Origin of the sequence: Streptomyces sp. NBC_00859, from assembly GCF_045161865.1 — a bacterium.
Classification (GTDB): domain Bacteria; phylum Actinomycetota; class Actinomycetes; order Streptomycetales; family Streptomycetaceae; genus Streptomyces.
Window position 1 is genome coordinate 7,949,309 of record NZ_CP108826.1, and the last position, 17,071, is coordinate 7,966,379.

At 68.0% G+C, this 17,071-nt stretch carries 11 protein-coding genes and 1 pseudogene; 9 read left to right on the forward strand and 3 right to left on the reverse strand.

Annotated features, from left to right (window positions below):
* Positions 1–34 precede the first annotated feature (34 nt).
* The 9 genes and pseudogenes from OG584_RS34890 (at position 35) to OG584_RS34930 (ending at position 12,949) form a co-directional block, all read left to right on the forward strand.
* A pseudogene (locus tag OG584_RS34890) lies at positions 35–826 on the forward strand (IS5 family transposase).
* Between the two features lie 1,156 nt (positions 827–1,982).
* Positions 1,983–2,828, forward strand: a complete 846-nt coding sequence (locus tag OG584_RS34895; protein WP_405773698.1) for a hypothetical protein — start codon at positions 1,983–1,985, stop codon at positions 2,826–2,828.
* 87 nt (positions 2,829–2,915) lie between these two features.
* Positions 2,916–3,386: a hypothetical protein gene (locus OG584_RS34900; protein WP_405773696.1), complete on the forward strand. Its 471-nt coding sequence runs from the start codon at positions 2,916–2,918 to the stop codon at positions 3,384–3,386.
* A 29-nt stretch (positions 3,387–3,415) separates the two neighbouring features.
* Positions 3,416–4,183 carry a transposase gene (locus OG584_RS34905; RefSeq protein WP_405773694.1) on the forward strand — a complete coding sequence of 256 codons (768 nt, stop codon included), beginning with the start codon at positions 3,416–3,418 and terminating at the stop codon, positions 4,181–4,183.
* Positions 4,184–4,310: 127 nt separating this feature from the next.
* On the forward strand, positions 4,311–4,517 hold the full coding sequence (locus tag OG584_RS34910; protein WP_405773692.1) for a hypothetical protein: 207 nt from the start codon (positions 4,311–4,313) through the stop codon (positions 4,515–4,517).
* A 396-nt stretch (positions 4,518–4,913) separates the two neighbouring features.
* Positions 4,914–5,681: a hypothetical protein gene (locus OG584_RS34915; RefSeq protein WP_405773690.1), complete on the forward strand. Its 768-nt coding sequence runs from the start codon at positions 4,914–4,916 to the stop codon at positions 5,679–5,681.
* 427 nt (positions 5,682–6,108) lie between these two features.
* On the forward strand, positions 6,109–7,179 hold the full coding sequence (locus OG584_RS34920; RefSeq protein ID WP_405773688.1) for a YaaC family protein: 1,071 nt from the start codon (positions 6,109–6,111) through the stop codon (positions 7,177–7,179).
* Positions 7,180–7,579: 400 nt separating this feature from the next.
* Positions 7,580–9,502 carry a hypothetical protein gene (locus tag OG584_RS34925; protein WP_405773686.1) on the forward strand — a complete coding sequence of 641 codons (1,923 nt, stop codon included), beginning with the start codon at positions 7,580–7,582 and terminating at the stop codon, positions 9,500–9,502.
* 1,617 nt (positions 9,503–11,119) lie between these two features.
* Positions 11,120–12,949: a hypothetical protein gene (locus tag OG584_RS34930; protein WP_405773684.1), complete on the forward strand. Its 1,830-nt coding sequence runs from the start codon at positions 11,120–11,122 to the stop codon at positions 12,947–12,949.
* Between the two features lie 345 nt (positions 12,950–13,294).
* Here OG584_RS34930 and OG584_RS34935 read toward each other — a convergent pair whose 3' ends face one another.
* The 3 genes from OG584_RS34935 to OG584_RS34945 all read right to left on the reverse strand — a co-directional run bounded on the left by OG584_RS34935 (position 13,295) and on the right by OG584_RS34945 (position 17,047).
* Positions 13,295–14,287, reverse strand: coding sequence for a hypothetical protein (locus OG584_RS34935; protein WP_405773682.1), 993 nt, complete (start codon positions 14,285–14,287; stop codon positions 13,295–13,297).
* Positions 14,288–14,507: 220 nt separating this feature from the next.
* Entirely contained in the window at positions 14,508–15,680 is a 1,173-nt protein-coding gene (locus OG584_RS34940; protein WP_405773680.1) for an endonuclease domain-containing protein, read from the reverse strand.
* Positions 15,681–15,898: 218 nt separating this feature from the next.
* Complete coding sequence (locus tag OG584_RS34945; RefSeq protein ID WP_405773678.1) at positions 15,899–17,047, reverse strand: TniQ family protein; 1,149 nt, start codon at positions 17,045–17,047, stop codon at positions 15,899–15,901.
* Positions 17,048–17,071 lie beyond the last annotated feature (24 nt).

Sequence of the window (17,071 nt, forward strand, 5' to 3'; positions counted from 1 at the left end):
GGCCGTTCGTGAGGGTGTGGGTACTCGACCGTGGATCGTGGACGATGAGTTGTGGGCGTTGATCGAACCGTTGCTGCCGCCGTGGCCGGATCGGTCGCCGGGACCGCGGCCGGTGTCGGACCGGCTCTGCCTGCAGGGCATCCTATTCGTCCTCTACAACGACATAGCCTGGCAACTGCGCCCGGTTGAGCTGGGGTTCGGCTCGGGACAGACATGCTGGCGGCGGCTGGACCGGTGGCAAAAGGCAGGGGCTTTCGACCGGCTGCACCGGGTCCTGCTCGCCGAGCTGAACGCGGCCGGCGAGCTCGACTGGTCGCGGGCGTGCGTGGACGGCTCTCACATCCGTGTGAAAAAGGGGGACCCGACACCGGTCCGTCGCCGGTCGACCGGCGGAAGACGGGCAGCAAACACCACCTGATCTGCGACGGACGCGGCACCCCGCTCAAGGTCATCACTACCGCGGCCAACGTCAACGACGTCACCCAGACCCTCGCCCTGGTCGACGGCATCCCACTCGTCGCGGGGCCGCCCCGGCCGGCCCCGCCGACGACCAGAAGCCTTGCTCGGCGACAAGGGCTACGACTCCAACCCCAACCGCGACGAGCTCCGTCACCGACGGATCCTGCCCGTCATCTCCCGCAAGGGCTCACCCAACATCAAGGGCATCGGCAAGCTCCGCTACGTCGACGAGCAGACCTTCGCCCTGCTCCACCACTTCAAACGTCTCGCCGTCCGCTGGGAACGTCGCACCGAACTCCACGATGCCTTCCTCTCGCTCGCCTGCGGCCTCATTTGCTGGAGACGACTCAAGAAGGCCCGATCATGATCGTGTTACGAGCTCATAGAGGAGCGGACGTAATAAAGGTGGTGCCTGCCAGGCACCACCTTTTGCGTTGACCTACCAGTCGAGTGCGGTCCGTGGGTGCATCCGCCGTGAGGACTCGGACCCTCGCCGTATATGGGCTTCTGGCCGTATTGGTAGCGGGGAATGGCGATATCTTCGCAGGCCCAGTTGGCTCCTGCGTAGAGGTTTTTTAGCGGCATTCATCTCCGTGGAATTGACTGGGTGTCATCAAGGTTTTCAGTGTCCTCTCTGGGTTAAGATTGGCATAGACCAATTGACGGGCAGTCAGGGAAGATTATGGCACTTCCAGAGTTGGAGAGTGGCCACGTGTGAGAGAGGCTGACAGGTCGTCAATTCGGAGTGCATAGTGTAATAGAAGAGCCCGGGATGTGAGCGGCGCAGGACTGGCAACGAGGACCAGGACCACGGAAAGCATGCCGAGAAACATCATTTGACCAGCACAAACAGACGTACCTGCCGCTCTTTTGCTCGCAGCTGCCAAGGTCAGGCCGGAGGCCGGACCTACGGGCCGGAGGCCCGGCATCGTCACCGAAGGTGATGATGCATCAGGGCGCCGAAGGCGACCAAGGGTGCGGAGCACCCTGCATCTTGACGGCCCGTAGGTGTCGTGGCTCTCTCGAAGGTGAGCAGTGCCCAGGTGTCTGTGGCCTGCGGATTGCTCAGTTGGAGTGAGCAATTCTTGCCTGGTGACGGGAAATCGGCTGGTGTACAAGTGATCATGTCTACGTTCGGTAGAGGGGCTGACCTGCGCCTTCGAGGTGTGCGAGGGACTACTCACTAGGAGCGGTGAGTGCGCAGGGCTGAGGAGCGGCCAGTAGGGGTGGGTCGAAAAAGAGCCGTTCGGGGTTGAGGATGTGCCCCGCATGAACACCAGTTGAGATCTTTCGGAACCTCGAACCTGTTGCCCCCGCGGCCCTATCGGCGTCTGCACCTGCGCAGGAGAGCAACGGTGAGGAAGCGCATCTGAAGCCGGCAAGCGGACGGCGCGTCCGACACTCCTCGTGCACCACGGCACCCCCCTATGCACACTGCCGTGGAAACCAAGTGCGTTGCCACTGCCGGGCGTTAGAGTCCTGTCGCCGGTGCCGTGCTGACGGAGAGTAAAGGGGCGCCACGTATGAAGCGTGAACATGCGACGACAGTGCTGGAAGAGATGCTCGACCACCTGGAGCAGGGCATTTGGCCGGTGTGCCTAATCGAAGAAATCCATGTCTTCGGGTCCTACATCCGTGGCGCACTGAACGTGAATGACATCGACGTCGTGGTGCAGCACACCACCGACGAGCGCTGGACGCAGCACACGCTCAACGCGCTCTTCAGCGGCCGAGACGGCTACGCGCTCATGCGGCAGGCACTTCGCGGCCGACGACGCGGCGTCAGCTTTCAGTTCCAGGAGCGCAACGCCCTGAACGAGGAAGGGATCGCACTGCTCCTTCTCTGGCAGCGCGGCGAGCCGGCGGTCGTCGCCCGGCAGCGGCTGGCCGCGATCCCTCTGGACCCGGCCGCCGGCCGCGCACCGCGCGACCACGTCCTGCCCTCGTACGAGGCGCTCGCCGACCGGCTCCCACGCCCAGTCCGCATCGACCTCCACCGCCGGTGCACCGCCGGCACAGCGGCCGTCTCCGTCCTCGCCCTCCCCGACGCCCAGCCCCGTGCGCCACGTGACGGCACCCTCCTGGACGAGCGCTGGGTAGAGCACAGTCCGCTGCGCCGTGCCGCGAGCGCGGCACTCGCTCATCTGGCAAAGGCTGGCCAGAACCTGGACCGTGTAGAAGTGCACGGCCAGCATCTCGTCCCTGGTACAGCAGGCGAGGACATCGACGTCTTCGTGGACCTGGGGTGGCGCTATTGGCGAAGCTTGGACCGCTACCTAGACGACGGCCAGGCCTGGTTCGAGGTCCTGCCCGCCACAGCCCGCAAGCCCATGCATGCCCTGTACATCACTCCCGTTTCCTCCCGCTAGCCCGCGCCGGGCATGGGGGCCGTTGCCCAGGTTCCGTTCGTTCCATTTCCCGGTGGGGTGTCAGTGACCGCTTCTAGTCTCTGTGCCATGACAGTAGCGAGGCCCAAACGGCCGGTCACTGAGCTTCCGGGCGATCCCGCCCGCCTGCACCTGCACTACGGTCACGGACATTCCGCGGTGCCCTACGACAGTGAGGACACGCTGGAATCCTGGTACGCCGCCGTCACCTACAGGCTCGAGGGCGACGAGGAATGGGACGACGAGGCCGACGGGGACAGCCTTGCTCCCGCCCCGGGTACCACGGTCGGGCGCCTCGTCCTGTGGAGGCTGCGTGACGACACCGGCGACAACCGATGGGAAGTGGCCGACGCCGAGTCCGGCGATCTCGAAGTCATCGCCTCGGCTGTCCTCGGCCGATCCGGACGCGACGGTTACAGCGCTGCGTTCGAGAAAGCGATCACTCACCCTGTCGGTGACCTGCTGCTTCTTGACCGGGTGAGCCTCGACAAGGCGTGGAGGGGCTTCGGGCTGGGCCCGGTCCTAAGACCTGTCCCGTAACTGCTGGTCACAGGTGAGATGATCTTGCTGTGTCTGGTGTGATCACGGCGTCGGAGCCGTCCTGGATAGCCCCGTTCACCGGGCTGAGCCCGCGTATCTTCGGCAAGCTGGTGACCGCGCTGCGCCGCGAAGGTGCAGATCCGGTCCGCAAGGGCCGCCCGTGGTCTCTTCCGCTGGAGGACCGGGTGCTGCTGGTAGCGGCTTACTGGCGCACGAACTTGACGTTGCGCCAGATCGCCCCTCTCTTCGGTATCTCGAAGTCCGCGGCCGACCGCATCATCGACCACCTCGGCCCGTCCCTCGCGCTGCAGCCCCGCAAGCGGTTCCGCAAGGACACCGTGCTCATCGTGGACGGCACCCTGGTGCCCACCCGCGACCACACCATCGCCGAGCAGTCCAAGAACTACCGGTACTCCACGAACCACCAGGTCGTTATCGACGCCGACACTCGGCTCGTTGTGGTGGTCGGCCGGCCTCTGCCCGGCAACCGCAACGACTGCAAGGCGTGGGAGGAGTCCGGCGCGAAGGCCGCCGTCGGCAAGACGATGACAATCGCCGACGGCGGCTATCCGGGCACCGGGCTGGTGATGCCACACCGGCGCCGCAACGGCGAGGAACTGCCCGACTGGAAACACGCCCACAACAAGTCCCACAAACAGGTCCGCGCCCGCGTAGAGCACGTCTTCGCCCGCATGAAGACCTGGAAAATCCTCCGCGACTGCCGCCTCAAGGGCGACGGCGTCCACCACGCCATGCTCGGCATCGCCCGCCTGCACAACCTCAACCTCGCCGGATAGACGAGCGGTCGGGCTGGTCACCGCCCACGTCCACACCAGGCAGAGATCATTTACGGGACAGGTCTTAGTTGCCGAAGCGATTCGCCGCCTGTCCGGAGGCTGCTGCGCGGTCGCGGTGTACCCCGCCATGGGCGAGTATCCCGACGACCGTGAGCAGGTCACCGACGCCTACCGCCGCAAGGCGAAGAAAAAGATCGCTGCCCTGTGGCAGAGCATTGGCTTCCAGCCGTTCCGCCATGGCGTCTGGCTCCTGGACACGGCCCTGCGTCAACCCGAGGAACTCCTTCAAGCTCGCCGTGCCGAACTGCACACACTCAGCGCATCTTTCCAGTGACCCGACCCATCAGAGAGCAATCCGGCGACCGGCATCACTGCAGAGAACGGCACCCCGGCGTCGACCCGTACTGGCCGGGGCTGACGTCCTCGCAGCCGCTGCATCGCGTGACTGCGCAGGAACACCGAAGGGCGGCACCTGCGCTGTCTTCTTCAGTCCCACTCCTGGCAAGCAGAGGGCAGAAACCCAGCGCTGTGGCGGCTCCGGATGGCATATTGGAGGCTGCACTTGTGGACGCACACCGCCCCGCAGGGCCACCACCTCGGGTGAACCCGGCCGCCGCCAGGACCACAGTGATCTTCATCGGCTCCGCTCTGGTCTTCGTGCTTCCAGCGGTCTGCCGGAGACATTGTTGCGGTGGGATGTGTCCGATTGTGCAGGCCCGATGGGAACACAATGTCTGCTGGCCGTACGCACCGCACTCACCTGGCCCGCGCTTTCGCCCAGGCGCAGTCCGTGCCCTACCAAAAAGCCCTGGCTCACGTGATCGCCTGCAGCGAGGCCGGACTGCTTCCGCCCCGGCTTGACCAAGCGGGCATGGAGCAGGCTCTGACCATTCTGCGCCAGCACCTCGGCATGCCGACGGCCACGGAGCCCGAGGCCGCACCGACGGAGCCGAAGACCGCTGCGCTATCGCTCTCTCCGGTGGCCAAGCGTCCCTCACTGACCGCGGACCCGCGGTGCATTGCCCTGTCCGAGGCCCTGGTCCCCGTACTGCGGGCTACGAGCCCGGCCGGGGCCGGAGGCTACGGCGGTGCCTTGCAGGCCAACCTCCACCCCACAGATGCCCTGGCCCTAGGCGGAGTACCACTGATCCGTGCCGCGCTGCGCCGTGCGGCACGGCAACTGGGGTGGCGGGTTCAGACGCTGGGCTACCAGGGCAAACACGTCGCGCTGGTACTCGTCCACGACACCAGGCAGGAGCCTGCTGAATTCGCGGCAGCCCTGGAGGAACATCGTCAGCGGGCACGCGCGGAGGCGGCGGAACGTGCCTCGGCGTTCTTGGGCAGAAACAGCAGCGAAGGCCTGAGAGAGCTGGGGTCCAGTCCAGTTGAGCGGCAGACCCAGACGTTCCTGGAAGCAGTCCAGGCTGCCATGTCCGCTGCGCCAGAGGCATGGAGGCAGATGCAGTCAGTCCAGCAGCAGCCTGGGGCGACGCGATAATCATCTGGTGGACTGGCAATCGCCAAAGCTCGATTTCAGGGTGCACTGTCCAGTTCTGCGCCACGGACGTTCTCGGCCTTCACCGCTCACCTTTGCGGGGCCACCAGTGGTCGTGGTCGAGGATGAACTGCGGTTGTGTAGTTGTTCGCCGTCCGGTTGGTGGCCGGTGTGTTTCCTGCACTACCTCTTCGGTGGCCCGTCGTGTGAACAGCGGTCAGGGCGACGTGTCCGAAGAGGTGGTGTGGCGATACGGAGTTCACGGATCTGCAAGTCACATGCACCTTCAGCGCCGACGCCCGAGCGGAGACCGTTCGGGTGACGAGGACGGAGAGCCGAACCGACCAGGAGGGTCTCGGCGGTTGTCGGCGTGGAGGCGGCCCGGCTTCCTGCCCTCCTGGCGGGGCATCACCGCTGGCACAATGCCCGGATGGTACGAAGGCCATACCCCACTTACCGAGACCAGACCTATCCACCGACGGAAGCTGTCTGGCGTGCCCTGCGGGAACTACGGGCGGCTCCTCCCGGTCGGGCGGCGAAGGGCGCCCGTAAAGAAGTGTTCAGCGCAGCGCTTGAGCAGGCGGAGCAATTGTTCACCGCTGCCGCGGATACGGGCCCCGCCTCCCGTCCGCTGCTGCTGTTCTACGGCTTGAGCCAGGCCGGCCGGGCAGTCAATGCCTGTGCTGCCGGCGTCGCACACGATGACTTCCCACTCACCGGCCACGGCATCGTCATTGCCGATAACTCGATGACGCGCACGGACCTTGGCCTCGTGACGGTGAAGGACAAACTCTCCGCCAGAGGCAGAGAGTCCTTCGTGCAGGTCGCCGCTGCCCTCGGCTCCCGTTCTCTTCCAGAGCCGGCACGACTCGCCGACCTGTGGTCGACGATCGAAGAGGTAGAGCGCTGGCCTCTCACGTCGTCGACGCGGCCACTCGTCCATCTCAGCTGGGACATGCCCCATGACCAGCCGACGGGCGATTTCCTGCAGGCGATCGTTTCGGGCATGCCGGCAAGCCTCGCGAACATTCCCGACCCCGGGCAGCGGGAGGCCGAGGTGCGTGCATGGCTCGCGCAGTATCCAGCCCTCGGGGACTACGCGTTCCGGCGACCCGGCGCCATTCCAGATGCCGGGCCGGAGAGCTGGAGCGAGCGAGAAGCAACGATCGGCTGCCGCATCACCTGGACGGTGGAGAACCGTGACGGCGCCGCACGGGAGCAGTTCCGGCGCCTTGCGCCGTGGAACGGCCGACACCTCACCGACCAGGCGCGGACGCTACATGCCCAGTTGGGGTCCGACGGTCGTCAACTCCACCCGCTGCTCAGCTGGTGGGCTGTGCTCTTCGCCCTCTCGATGCTTGCCCGCTATCAGCCGGACCGATGGACTGCCTACATCAACGTGAACACGAGCAGGGACGCCGTGGCCGTCGAGTACCTGCTCGACGCAGCCCTCAAAGCCGTACCCGAACTGATTCTTGCGGCCATCGACGAGGTGCTGTGACCCCGCTGGCGGCATCACAGAACTGCGCCACGGCCTGGTCGTCTTGATCCTGGACGTAGGTTCGCGAGCACGTCGCTCTTCGGCGGGTGGCCCCGCGCTCACCCCTGCACCGAGCGCACCGCGCCGGCGAGTTCGCTGGCGCGGGCTAGGTCGAGGCTGCGGCGTTGTCTGGTGGCCTGGGGGAGCGCGGCGCGTATTTCGGCGCTGGTCGGGCTGGGCGTCGATACGCTGGGCGGGTGATCAATGGGGCGGCGCGTGGCGACAGCCGGGACGCGAGGGTGTGTGCCGAATCCGGGCGACCTGCCGCCTGCGCCGACCTGGGTGCGGCGGTCTTTAGGTTCAGGGGTGTGACGCAACAGCCCATCCAGCGTGCTGCCGGGACAGTGCGGGAGGCGGTCCGATGGTGATGATCGATTACATGGTCAGCGACCATTGGTCCGCTGACGATCCGGACTGGCAGAAGTCGCTCGTCTCGTCTCTCGACCGTCACCACGGCGTGAGCACCGTGCTGCCGCTGAGTGTGCTCGTGGAGGAGGTCTTGGAGTGGCTGGAGTTCGCCAGTGGTGTCGATGCCTGGAAGAAGGCCGCCAACCGCACCTCGCTGCGGCTCGATTTCGAGGAGTCCATCGGCGCGCTCGGCTCCTCGCTGAAAGCACACATCGGCGCAGCCCTCGCATCGTTCCAATCCGCTTTCGCACAGCTCAGCAGTAGCCCCAAAGCGGTTTTGGCGCAGCCGCCGGGCATCCGCACTGACCCTATCTGGACCGGCGTGACTGCGGCCGCGAAAAGGCTCCTCGCAGCGCTTGATGCGGACGAAGCCGTCCGTGCCAGCTGGGATGACCTCGTCGCCACAGCTCAAGACCGCGCCCTGGAGGGCCGGGAGTACCGCCCGATCGCCGAACTGCTCTTCGACCAGCTCCGCAGGCGCGGCCTGAACGCCGAGTGGGTCTTCCGCGACCTCGCCTCGATCGTCGCATTCGGCCGTAAACGCGAACATGTCTTCACCGCGCAGACGGACGTACCGCTGGAGGAACGGATCACGAAGGCCCGATCCCACGCCAGCACGCCGGCTGACGCCGAACTGATCGTGGTATGGCTTGGATATCAGGGCCGGGCCTTTCCCCACCTGTCAGCTGGCCGAGTTACCTTCATGGACGCCCACTGGGCAGTACCCAACGCCGAGCCCGAGGGCCAGGACTTCGCGCACAAGGCCGAGCTCTGGGAACTCGTGCAGGACCACCTCATCTTCAGGGTCGCCAAGCTGGCCGATGAGGAGTCCGATGTGGACTTCCTGGTGCGCGTGGACCTCGGCATCACCACGGCAGCCGGCGCGTTGGACCGTGCCGTGCGGATGGTGGACACCATCCTCAACGTCTCGATCCACAACTCGGGCGGGATCCGCCCGCACCTGGCCCAGCACGGGCTCCTGCGGTCCGGCCGGACCGGTTCCTTCAACTTCCTGGCCTCCCCGCGCGAGACGGGCTTCCACGACGACCACTACGGCGCGGGCATCACCGGCAGAGCGATCGGGGAGCACGGGCCGCGGATCGCCTCGGCGCTGGCCCGCGAAGAGCTTCCCCGGTTCCTCGCAGCCGCCCTCGAAGTACAGACCACCGCGGATTATCCTTTCGGCCGCGACATGGCGATGCGCGAGCCTTCCCAGGCCGACATCAGCAGTGTGATCCCCCTCGCGGACCGCGTGGTGCAACATGTCGCGGCACACGCAGCACTCGACCCCGACGACCTGTTCGGTCTCCTGGGCGGGCGCTGGCCACATGCCCGGTGGCTCAGTGATGTACGGCGCGCCGTGGGGATGTGCCTGCTCGGCGGCGGAGACCCGGCCAACCTGCTCCATCAGCTGAGGTGTGAGTGGCTCTCCAGAAAACCACCGCGCCCGTGGATGCTGTTCGTCGCCGACCGCTCGGGCGAACTGCTCTCGCTCCTTCGCGTCGAATCCGAGCGCACCTGGATCACACGCATGCTCGCCAGTGTGAGCGACCACGCCACCTACCGTGCCCTGATCGCGAACTACACCGCCGAAGGCACCGTGCTGGAAGCCAGACGCCGGCGGGCCCGCAATGCTCTGGTGCACGGCAATCCCAGCAGCTTCGCGATGGTCGAGTCCGTGCGCAGCTACGCCGAGTTCCTGAGCCGCAGCGCACTCAACCTCGGTCTCGCGTCCTACATCGAGGGCACGGTGCCCGCTGACGCGCTCATGCAGCGCACCGACGAGTTCACCGCGATGCAGGCAGGTCAGGACGCCGCCGGCTACTGGCAGGCGCGCTACCCCACCCCCACTGCACCGACGACGCGCCCGTCCTAGACGCCGGCACCTCGGCGTCATCTGGCCGGCGGACCTGAGCGTTACGCCCGCGCGCCCTCCACCAGGCCGTGCCCCGCCGTCGTACTTGTCGTCGGCGCACTGGAAGATCACATCCACCAGGACCGAGCTGGTGTCCCGGTCGTAGGCGAGAACCATCTCCTCGACGACCTCGTCGAGTGTCCGCGCCCGCCGTACGAGGGCCTCTGCGGCGAAGTACTCCATGAAGGTGCGGTGCGTGAAGCCGAACAGCCGGTGATCGACGGAGTCCGTGCCCTGGTAGGACAGCAGCCAGGCCCGGTCCGCGCGGAAGTCCAGGAAGTCCTGGGCCCGGGTGCGGGCGTCGACCTCGTCGACGGAAGCCGTGTCCGTGAAGAACGTGGCGATCAGCTTTCTCTAAAGAGCAGGGAGCGGGCGCGGTCGGGCATGGAGCGGGATGTCGTCCAGTTGGTCACGTCTGCGGGCTACGAGCCCTTGGCCCGCATGGACGTGATGCGCGCGCGAACGCCACCCTGCTCCCACAGAGGCTCCCGCGCCGCGTACCGCGCATCGTGGCCCGCGACTCGTCGTTGTACCGGGCGCCCCGCAGGTCGTGCGGGCGCCGGCACACGAGATGAGGTGACTTCCGTGCGGAACGGAGCTGTCGCATTGGAGCAGCGGGCCGGGGACGGCTGGGTGGTCTGGCGGATCCGCGTGGATGATCCTGAACAGAGGATCAGCGCACCGTATGAGTCAGCGGGCATGGGGTTTTTGTTGGCTGAGGAAAGCCGCGCGGAGATGGTGGAGTTCGCTGCCCGGCTGGGGTGCGTCTACGAAGGGTGCAGGGACGACGGGTCTTACGGGAGCGACAACGATCCCTGCTACACGTGGTGGCTTCGCGTGCCGCAGGCCGAGCATGCCCAGTGCGCTGCTCAGGGGTGGCCGCAGGCCGTGGAGGAGTGCCGGCAGAAGCTGAACGACATGTTCGCTGACACTCACTATTGGGAAGTCATGGTCGACGGCCCCCGCACCCGGGCCTTGGCGGCGGGGAAGAGCATGCCCGCGCTGCAGTGGGGAGGACCGTGTCCAGGCTGGCAGACCCGGTCCGTTCGACTCAGATGATGTCCTGCTTGCTGCCTTCCAGCGCCTGTCGGATGGCGGCCCCGTCGTCCTGGCACCACGCGAAAGAGCTCCTGATGCGTACCTTGCGGGCCGGCTCCGGATTATCGATCGGGCCACCGCAAGAGATTGAGGGCGGGCGTGCCGTTACCGCCCGAGCAACCGCCGCTGTATGCGGAGATGTTCGCCCCGAACGTGGGGAAGGAACGAGAGACGTCGACCTCCTGCCCCTGCATGCCGGCAGTCCGCCGTCGCGTACGGCTGTGGCGGCGCCCCGGACACGGTCGCCGCCTCTGCGCAAATGCGCACCTCCCCGGATCCGGCGGTTCCGCCGCGCGCCCGTCGGCCGTAGTGGTCCTGACCGCGGAACGGCACGACGTACAGAGGTCAACCCACAACCACCGGCTCCCCCGATGGAGCGCTTCGCACCGGACACCGACACCCACACCGTTCCACGACCTGTTAGGGCCCTGACACGCTGCACATCTCGGCCGCGTGCGACAGCCTGTGACGGAGCGGTGCATGCCCGGCAAATTCAGCTGGATCAAAGAGGAATTCCTCATCGACGGCGCGTGGGAGGGCATCCACCTCGAGGGCATGCTGCGCCAGATCCAGGCCGGCATCGGTGCCGGGAGCAGTTGCCTGGCCGACGCATTCTGGGCCACGCTGGGCGCCCGCTCCGTCAAATTGCTCCCCATCGTCACCGGGCAGGCCCAGGCGATGCGCGCCACCGTCGAATTCGACACCGGGATCTGGACCATCACCCACGATCTCCAGTCCCGGGAAGTGACCTTCCTTGCCCCCGCCACCGGCGAGGTGGACACCTTCCCCGTCGTCCCCGAAGCAGGCGAGCGCAGCGCCGGCTCCTACACCCTGGAGCTCATGGGGATTCCCGAGGTGGAGACCGCCCGGGGCAGCGTGACCATCGACAGTGTGATGACCCTGCTCTACCTGCAGCAGGTCTACGCCGGACAGATGGTCTACGGCGGAGCGAACCTGCAGGACCTCGCCGTGACGATCGAGGTGTGCTTCGGCCTGCTGGACGAACAGGCGGCCAAGCTGAAGGCCCAATCCACTGCCGCCAAACGCCGTGCCACAACGGCCGCCACCAAATTGAAGACCGCCCGCGAGCAGCGACTGGCCGACGGGCTGCCCACCTCGGTCGACCTGGACGCCGAGGAGGCCCGGCTGGCCAAGGCCCTTGACGCGGCGAACGCCGAGGCGGCGCGCCTGGACGGTGAACTCGAGGCCCGCCTGGCCGTCCTTGCCGCCCGGGTCGGCGAAGCAGCACGCGCCCTGCAGTCGGCGACCGATGCAGGCCTGGCCGCCGACCGGGCACAGCAGGCCCTCGCACCGCACTACCAGGCCCGCGGCCAAGCCCGCGCGGTCCTGGCCCAGGCCGAGCAGGACGCCAAGCCGCGCACTCACTGCCCCGATTGTGAACAGCCACTCCAGCAGCGCAACGGACCGGGCCCCACGTGTGGGCTGTGCCGACAGAGCGACCCCGGCCAGGCAGGGCGCCTGACGCGCAGGATGCAGAAGGAGGCTGCCGCCCGATCGGCCCTGGCGGCCGTCGAACAGGCACTGACAGCTGCACAGACCAACGCTCAGCACACCGTCGACGCCCGCCGCACGGCGGGAGACAACGCCCAGCAGGCCGCGGCCCGGTCCGACACCTACCGAGCGGCGGAAATCACCCCGCGCGAGCAGGGCAAGTCCAGGGCAGAAGCCGCTGCGGCCGGGTACCGGGCCGCGACCGCCGCCGTGCGGGAACGGCGCAAGGAACTGACCCGCATCACCGAACTCGACCGTGCTTTCCAACGGGCTGAGCACGACGCGCAAGACGCCCGCGAGGCGTGGACGGCGGCCGAAGGCGATGCGCAGCACGTTCGGGAACAGATGGCGAAGGAACTATCAGTGATCTTCGCGGAGAAGGTCATTCCAATGGCGCCGGACAAGATCCGGCATGCCAGCATCGACCCACGGACCTTCGCTCCGAAACTGAACGGCCGCACCATCAAGCAGGTGGCCCGCTCGGCCGGCCTGGTCAACATCGCGAATGCTGGCCTCCACCTGACCTTCTTCGAAGCATCCCGCACCCTCCCCGGCGTGCTGCTGCCCACCGCCCAGTGGCTCGATGCACCCCTGGACGGACTGGGAGGCGGCGCGGAAGGCGAACGTCTGATCACCCAGACTTTGCAGGTCATCACCACGACAGCGGCGGATGAGGCCCAGATCGTCCTGGCCACCGCGCAGGAGCTGCCGCCGTCTCCCTCCATTGTGAGTACCGTCCATGACAGCCACCGTCTGGTGATCCCCCACGCCCGATCCGAAGCTGACGACAGCCTCTGACCAGCCCGAGCTCGCGCTCCTTCCTCAAGCCGCGAAGCCTCATAAGCTCCCCTCCTTCCGCTAAGCGCCGCCCGAGGACAAGCCCACCGTCGATTGGGAAAGCCGATCGGTACCGCGGGCGAGGAGAAGGTCGCCTGACGGGCCCGAACGGCAAGCAGCCACCCCTTGTCAGTGGTGCCAGTACCAGATTGCCGCGGCGGCCGGTGCACCGGAGAGGCATCGTGCCCGCTCGCGGGCGGTGCTACCAGATCGCAAACCGCGACTCGCCCCCCGAGGGGTGTCGGCCGAACACCGGCCGACACCCGCTCACCCCGAACGGGCGGACGCCACTGTCCGGCGCTGTCCTCATGCCTCGCCGAACAGTGCCTCCTGCTCGCAGACGGCCTGGCGGGGCAGGAGCGTGGACGCTGTTTCGGCGGGCGCACCGAGTGCCTGTTGGCAGACCTCGCGCAGTTCGGACAGCGAGCGTCGGGCGCCCAGCAGTTGGAGGAACTTCTCCGGGCTCCAGCCGATCAGCCGGCCCTGCCGGGCGAGATAGAGACTGACCTGCTCGATCCCGTAGGCGTTGTCGTAGTCGAGGAGCAGATAGCCCGCCAGCTGATACAGCTCGGGCCGGCCCATGCGCCGCGGGCGGATTGTGGATTTGCAGTCGATGAGGTGTCCCGCGGCGATGAAGTCGGCGTCCGCGCCGCCGACATGGCCGCTGCCGCCGAAGACCGGCCCGCACACCCGGCCGGATACGGGGAGATTGAGGATCCATTGCAGAGTGTCGGGCCGGTCGGCGAGTGCCGCCTGCCCACCGAGGTCGCCGGGCACGTAGTCGGGCACCAAGGCCAACAGCCCCTCCAGCCCCTGCCCGGGCGGGGCCTGCAGCAGCGGGTTGCCGTCCCGCATGCCTTGGCGGAACACTTCCTCGAACCAGGCGGCGACAAAGCACAGCCGGGCCAGCCGTTCCTCGGCCACCGGGTCTAGCAGCATCGCCCCGGGCGTGGCCGCGGGGTGTGTCCGGAGCTCGGCGAGGAGACTGTCGCCCGCCTCCTGCACGGCGTCGGCGATCGGAATCGAGGCGAGGTAGGCGGTGTCCCCGACGGCCAGGTCGACACCGGCCTGCAGCGGTGCGCCGACCGGTGTGCCGAACGCGATGCGCAGCCGCAGATCGATGGCCTGGCCCAGACTGCGGTAGCTGAAGGGCGCCGTGCCGTGCGGGGTGACGGTCTCCGGGTCCAGTGGCAGTCGGGAGCGGTAGACCCGGGCCAAAGTCGCCACCGCCGGCAACTCGGCGGCCAGGAAACGGGAAAGGGGAGAGCGCGGGTCCTTGAGGCAGCGGGTGAGGCTCATCGGCGCACCACCGGGGGCGCATTGAGCAGCGCAGGACGGAAAGGGGACATGACGGCTCTTCTCCTAATAGGGGATGTCGCGGTGCACTCGGGCGTTGCGGTGGCGTAGGCGCCGCGAGGGTGCCGGCCGCGGGTAGGGCGAGAACACCGGGGGCGGGGTGTCTCTGCCGCCGGTGCGGATGCAGCAGTTCAGAGGCCAAGGCGGTGGCGGGGTGCTGTGCCTAGGCGGTCTCGGGCCCCAGGGTGCGGTCGATGACGATGCGCAGCAGTTCCCTCACGCGGGCGGCGGGCAGCGTCTGCTCCCACCGCTCCGCCTGGCCGCGGCAGTAGCAAACGAGGGGAAAGCGCACGGTCCCGTCTTCCTCCGTCTCCCCCCACACCTGTCGCGGTGTGGTCCCGCAAGGTGCGTGCGGTGCGAAATCGACGAACTCCAGCACGGCGTAGGGACGGTGCGCGGGCGGCAGAGAGCGCCGGGTACGGCATCCGGTGCACCGCAGCAGGTGCTCCACCCCGCCCGCCCGCTGGGCGAAGCGGCCGACCGAGCCCTCGGCGTTGTTGCAGCGCGGACAGACCGGCCCCCGGATGAACCCGTGCTCGTGACAGTGGTCCCAGTACAGGGCGCGTTGCGGCTCTGGACACAGGCAGCACAAGAAAGTGTCCGCCCGGGAGTTCTTGCTCAGTGAGGCGTAGGCAGTCCCGGCCAGATGACCGTGATAGGGACGGGCCGTGGAGGCGGCGCAGGCGGGGCACAGCGAGCTGAACCCGGCCGCGCTCGCGGTACGCCGCGTCCAGACGTCCACCCCGCTCCCGCAGCCGGTGCAGCGTGCGGCCTGCTCGGTCAACGTTGCGGCCAGGGCTGCGGAACGATCCAGCAGGGCCGCGTAGGCCGCCGGAACCATCCAGTGCGTTCCCGACCAGGTGAGCAGTGGCAGGGGCCGGGTGCCGGCGAGCGGCCGCTGGCCTTGGCGTTCCTGAAACTGCCTCCAGGTCAGCCCGCACGGCAGTCCCTCGGCGTTCTCCTGCACGTGGCGCTCGTCGGGTCCGTCGCACGTGCAGCCGTGCGCGGTCATTTCATCGTTGGTGGCCTGGGACATCCAGTTGCCGATCTGGGACTGCCACGCTGCGGCTGTGTCCCACTCGAGTCGGGCGGTGATCAGGTGACCCGGGTCGATGTCGAGGTCGGCGAGCCGGCCGGCGGCCCGCTCGATCTCCCGAGAGTCCAGCCGCCAGCGCTGCTTGTGTTTGTAGCCGCGCACGGCGACGTCACCGATCAACACATGGCCGTTGGTTTGGAACGCGTACCGGGACAGGTCAGTTTTGGCAGATGCCTGCACCAGGCTCTGTTCGGTCCGCTCCACCAGGATCCGGCGCGCCTCGTCCGGCGAGATCAGCACTGTGCACGACCGGTGACGACGGCACGGGACGGGGCCGGTACCGCACCGGGCGGCCGGGTAGGGATACAGCGCAAGGGCATGGGGAGTCTCCTTCGATCCAACGGAAAGTCAGCGGGGGAACACGGCGGCACGACCGGGCCGAGGCGGTCCACAGGCCCGCGCCGGGCCGGGCTACGGCACCGGGCGGTTCGGCGCGTACGCCGGGCGTTGCGGCAGTGTCACGGACACCTACCGGCCTCCGGCCCAGCCCGGGCCGGGGCGGGCTCCCAACCACCGGTCAGGGACGCTGCCTGGGCCTCCTCGGCGGCCGTGCGGGCACTGGTCTCGATGAGGAAGCTGGTGCGGTCGTTGTACCCCAGGGGGCGTACCGCCGGCCGCGGCACCTGCCACAGCCCGCCCTCGCAGCCTGGCTCCGTGTCTCCGGTGTGTATGAGGCGCGCCAGCCATCGCTGCAGCGGGTCGTCGGGGCCGGTGCCACGGTCCGGTGTGCGGGTGGTGCGCGAGCGGGCCGTCAGCCAGTCCGCGAGCCAGGAGCGGTCCGTGCGGTGCCCGAGCTCCGTCAGGAGCAGCCCGGTGGCTGCCGCACACCCGTAGGCGCCGCCCACTTCTCGCAGCCGACGCTGCCAGCGCCGGTCCGCCAAGAGGCGGGCGACGGCGACTGTCTCGGGGTAGGCGATCAGCGCGTGCGCTGCAACGGCCGGGTGGGTGCATCGGGTGAGCGCGGCCAAGCGCATAGTGCGCTGCTGCCAGACGGCTTCCTGGGCCCAGCCCTGGATCTGCCACGACCACACCACGGCGGCAGCCAGGGCCATCACCGCGGTGGCCTGGGGGTGGGTGCGGACCAGGGCGCTGTGCTGGCGGTGCGCGCCCAGGACTTCGGGCAGGGAGTGCAGGCCGAGGGCTTTGGGCCGGTCAGCGTCTGCGAGCAGCCAACGCTGATGCCGCGGGCAGATGTGCCCGGCCGCCTGCGGATACACCAGGACCGGCCGCAGCGGTGTGGCGAAACGGCCGGAGCACTGGGGGCACGCCGTCACCCACGCCTGGCGGGGCATGTACCAGGCGGCCCGGGGCAGCAAGTCCTCGGCGACCCGTTCGTGAGGTCTGGTGAACTCGGGCAGTCGGCCCGTGAGTTGTCGCGGGGCGGCGCTGAATCGCAGGAAGGCGGCTCGGGCGGGAGCGTTGAGGAACAGTTCGAGACCGGTGCGCGGTGTCCCGGTGATCTGGGCGCCGTCCGGGCCGGTGATGACGCTGCGCAGCAGGTCCTGGGCGGGCAGACGGTAGCCGTGGGCGAGTCGTCGCACCCAGGAGCCGGTCAGTTCCTTGCTGAGCGGCGGTACGCGGACCAGTGTGTGAGCGGTGACGTCCATGGGCGTGTTTCCTTCCGGGGCGCG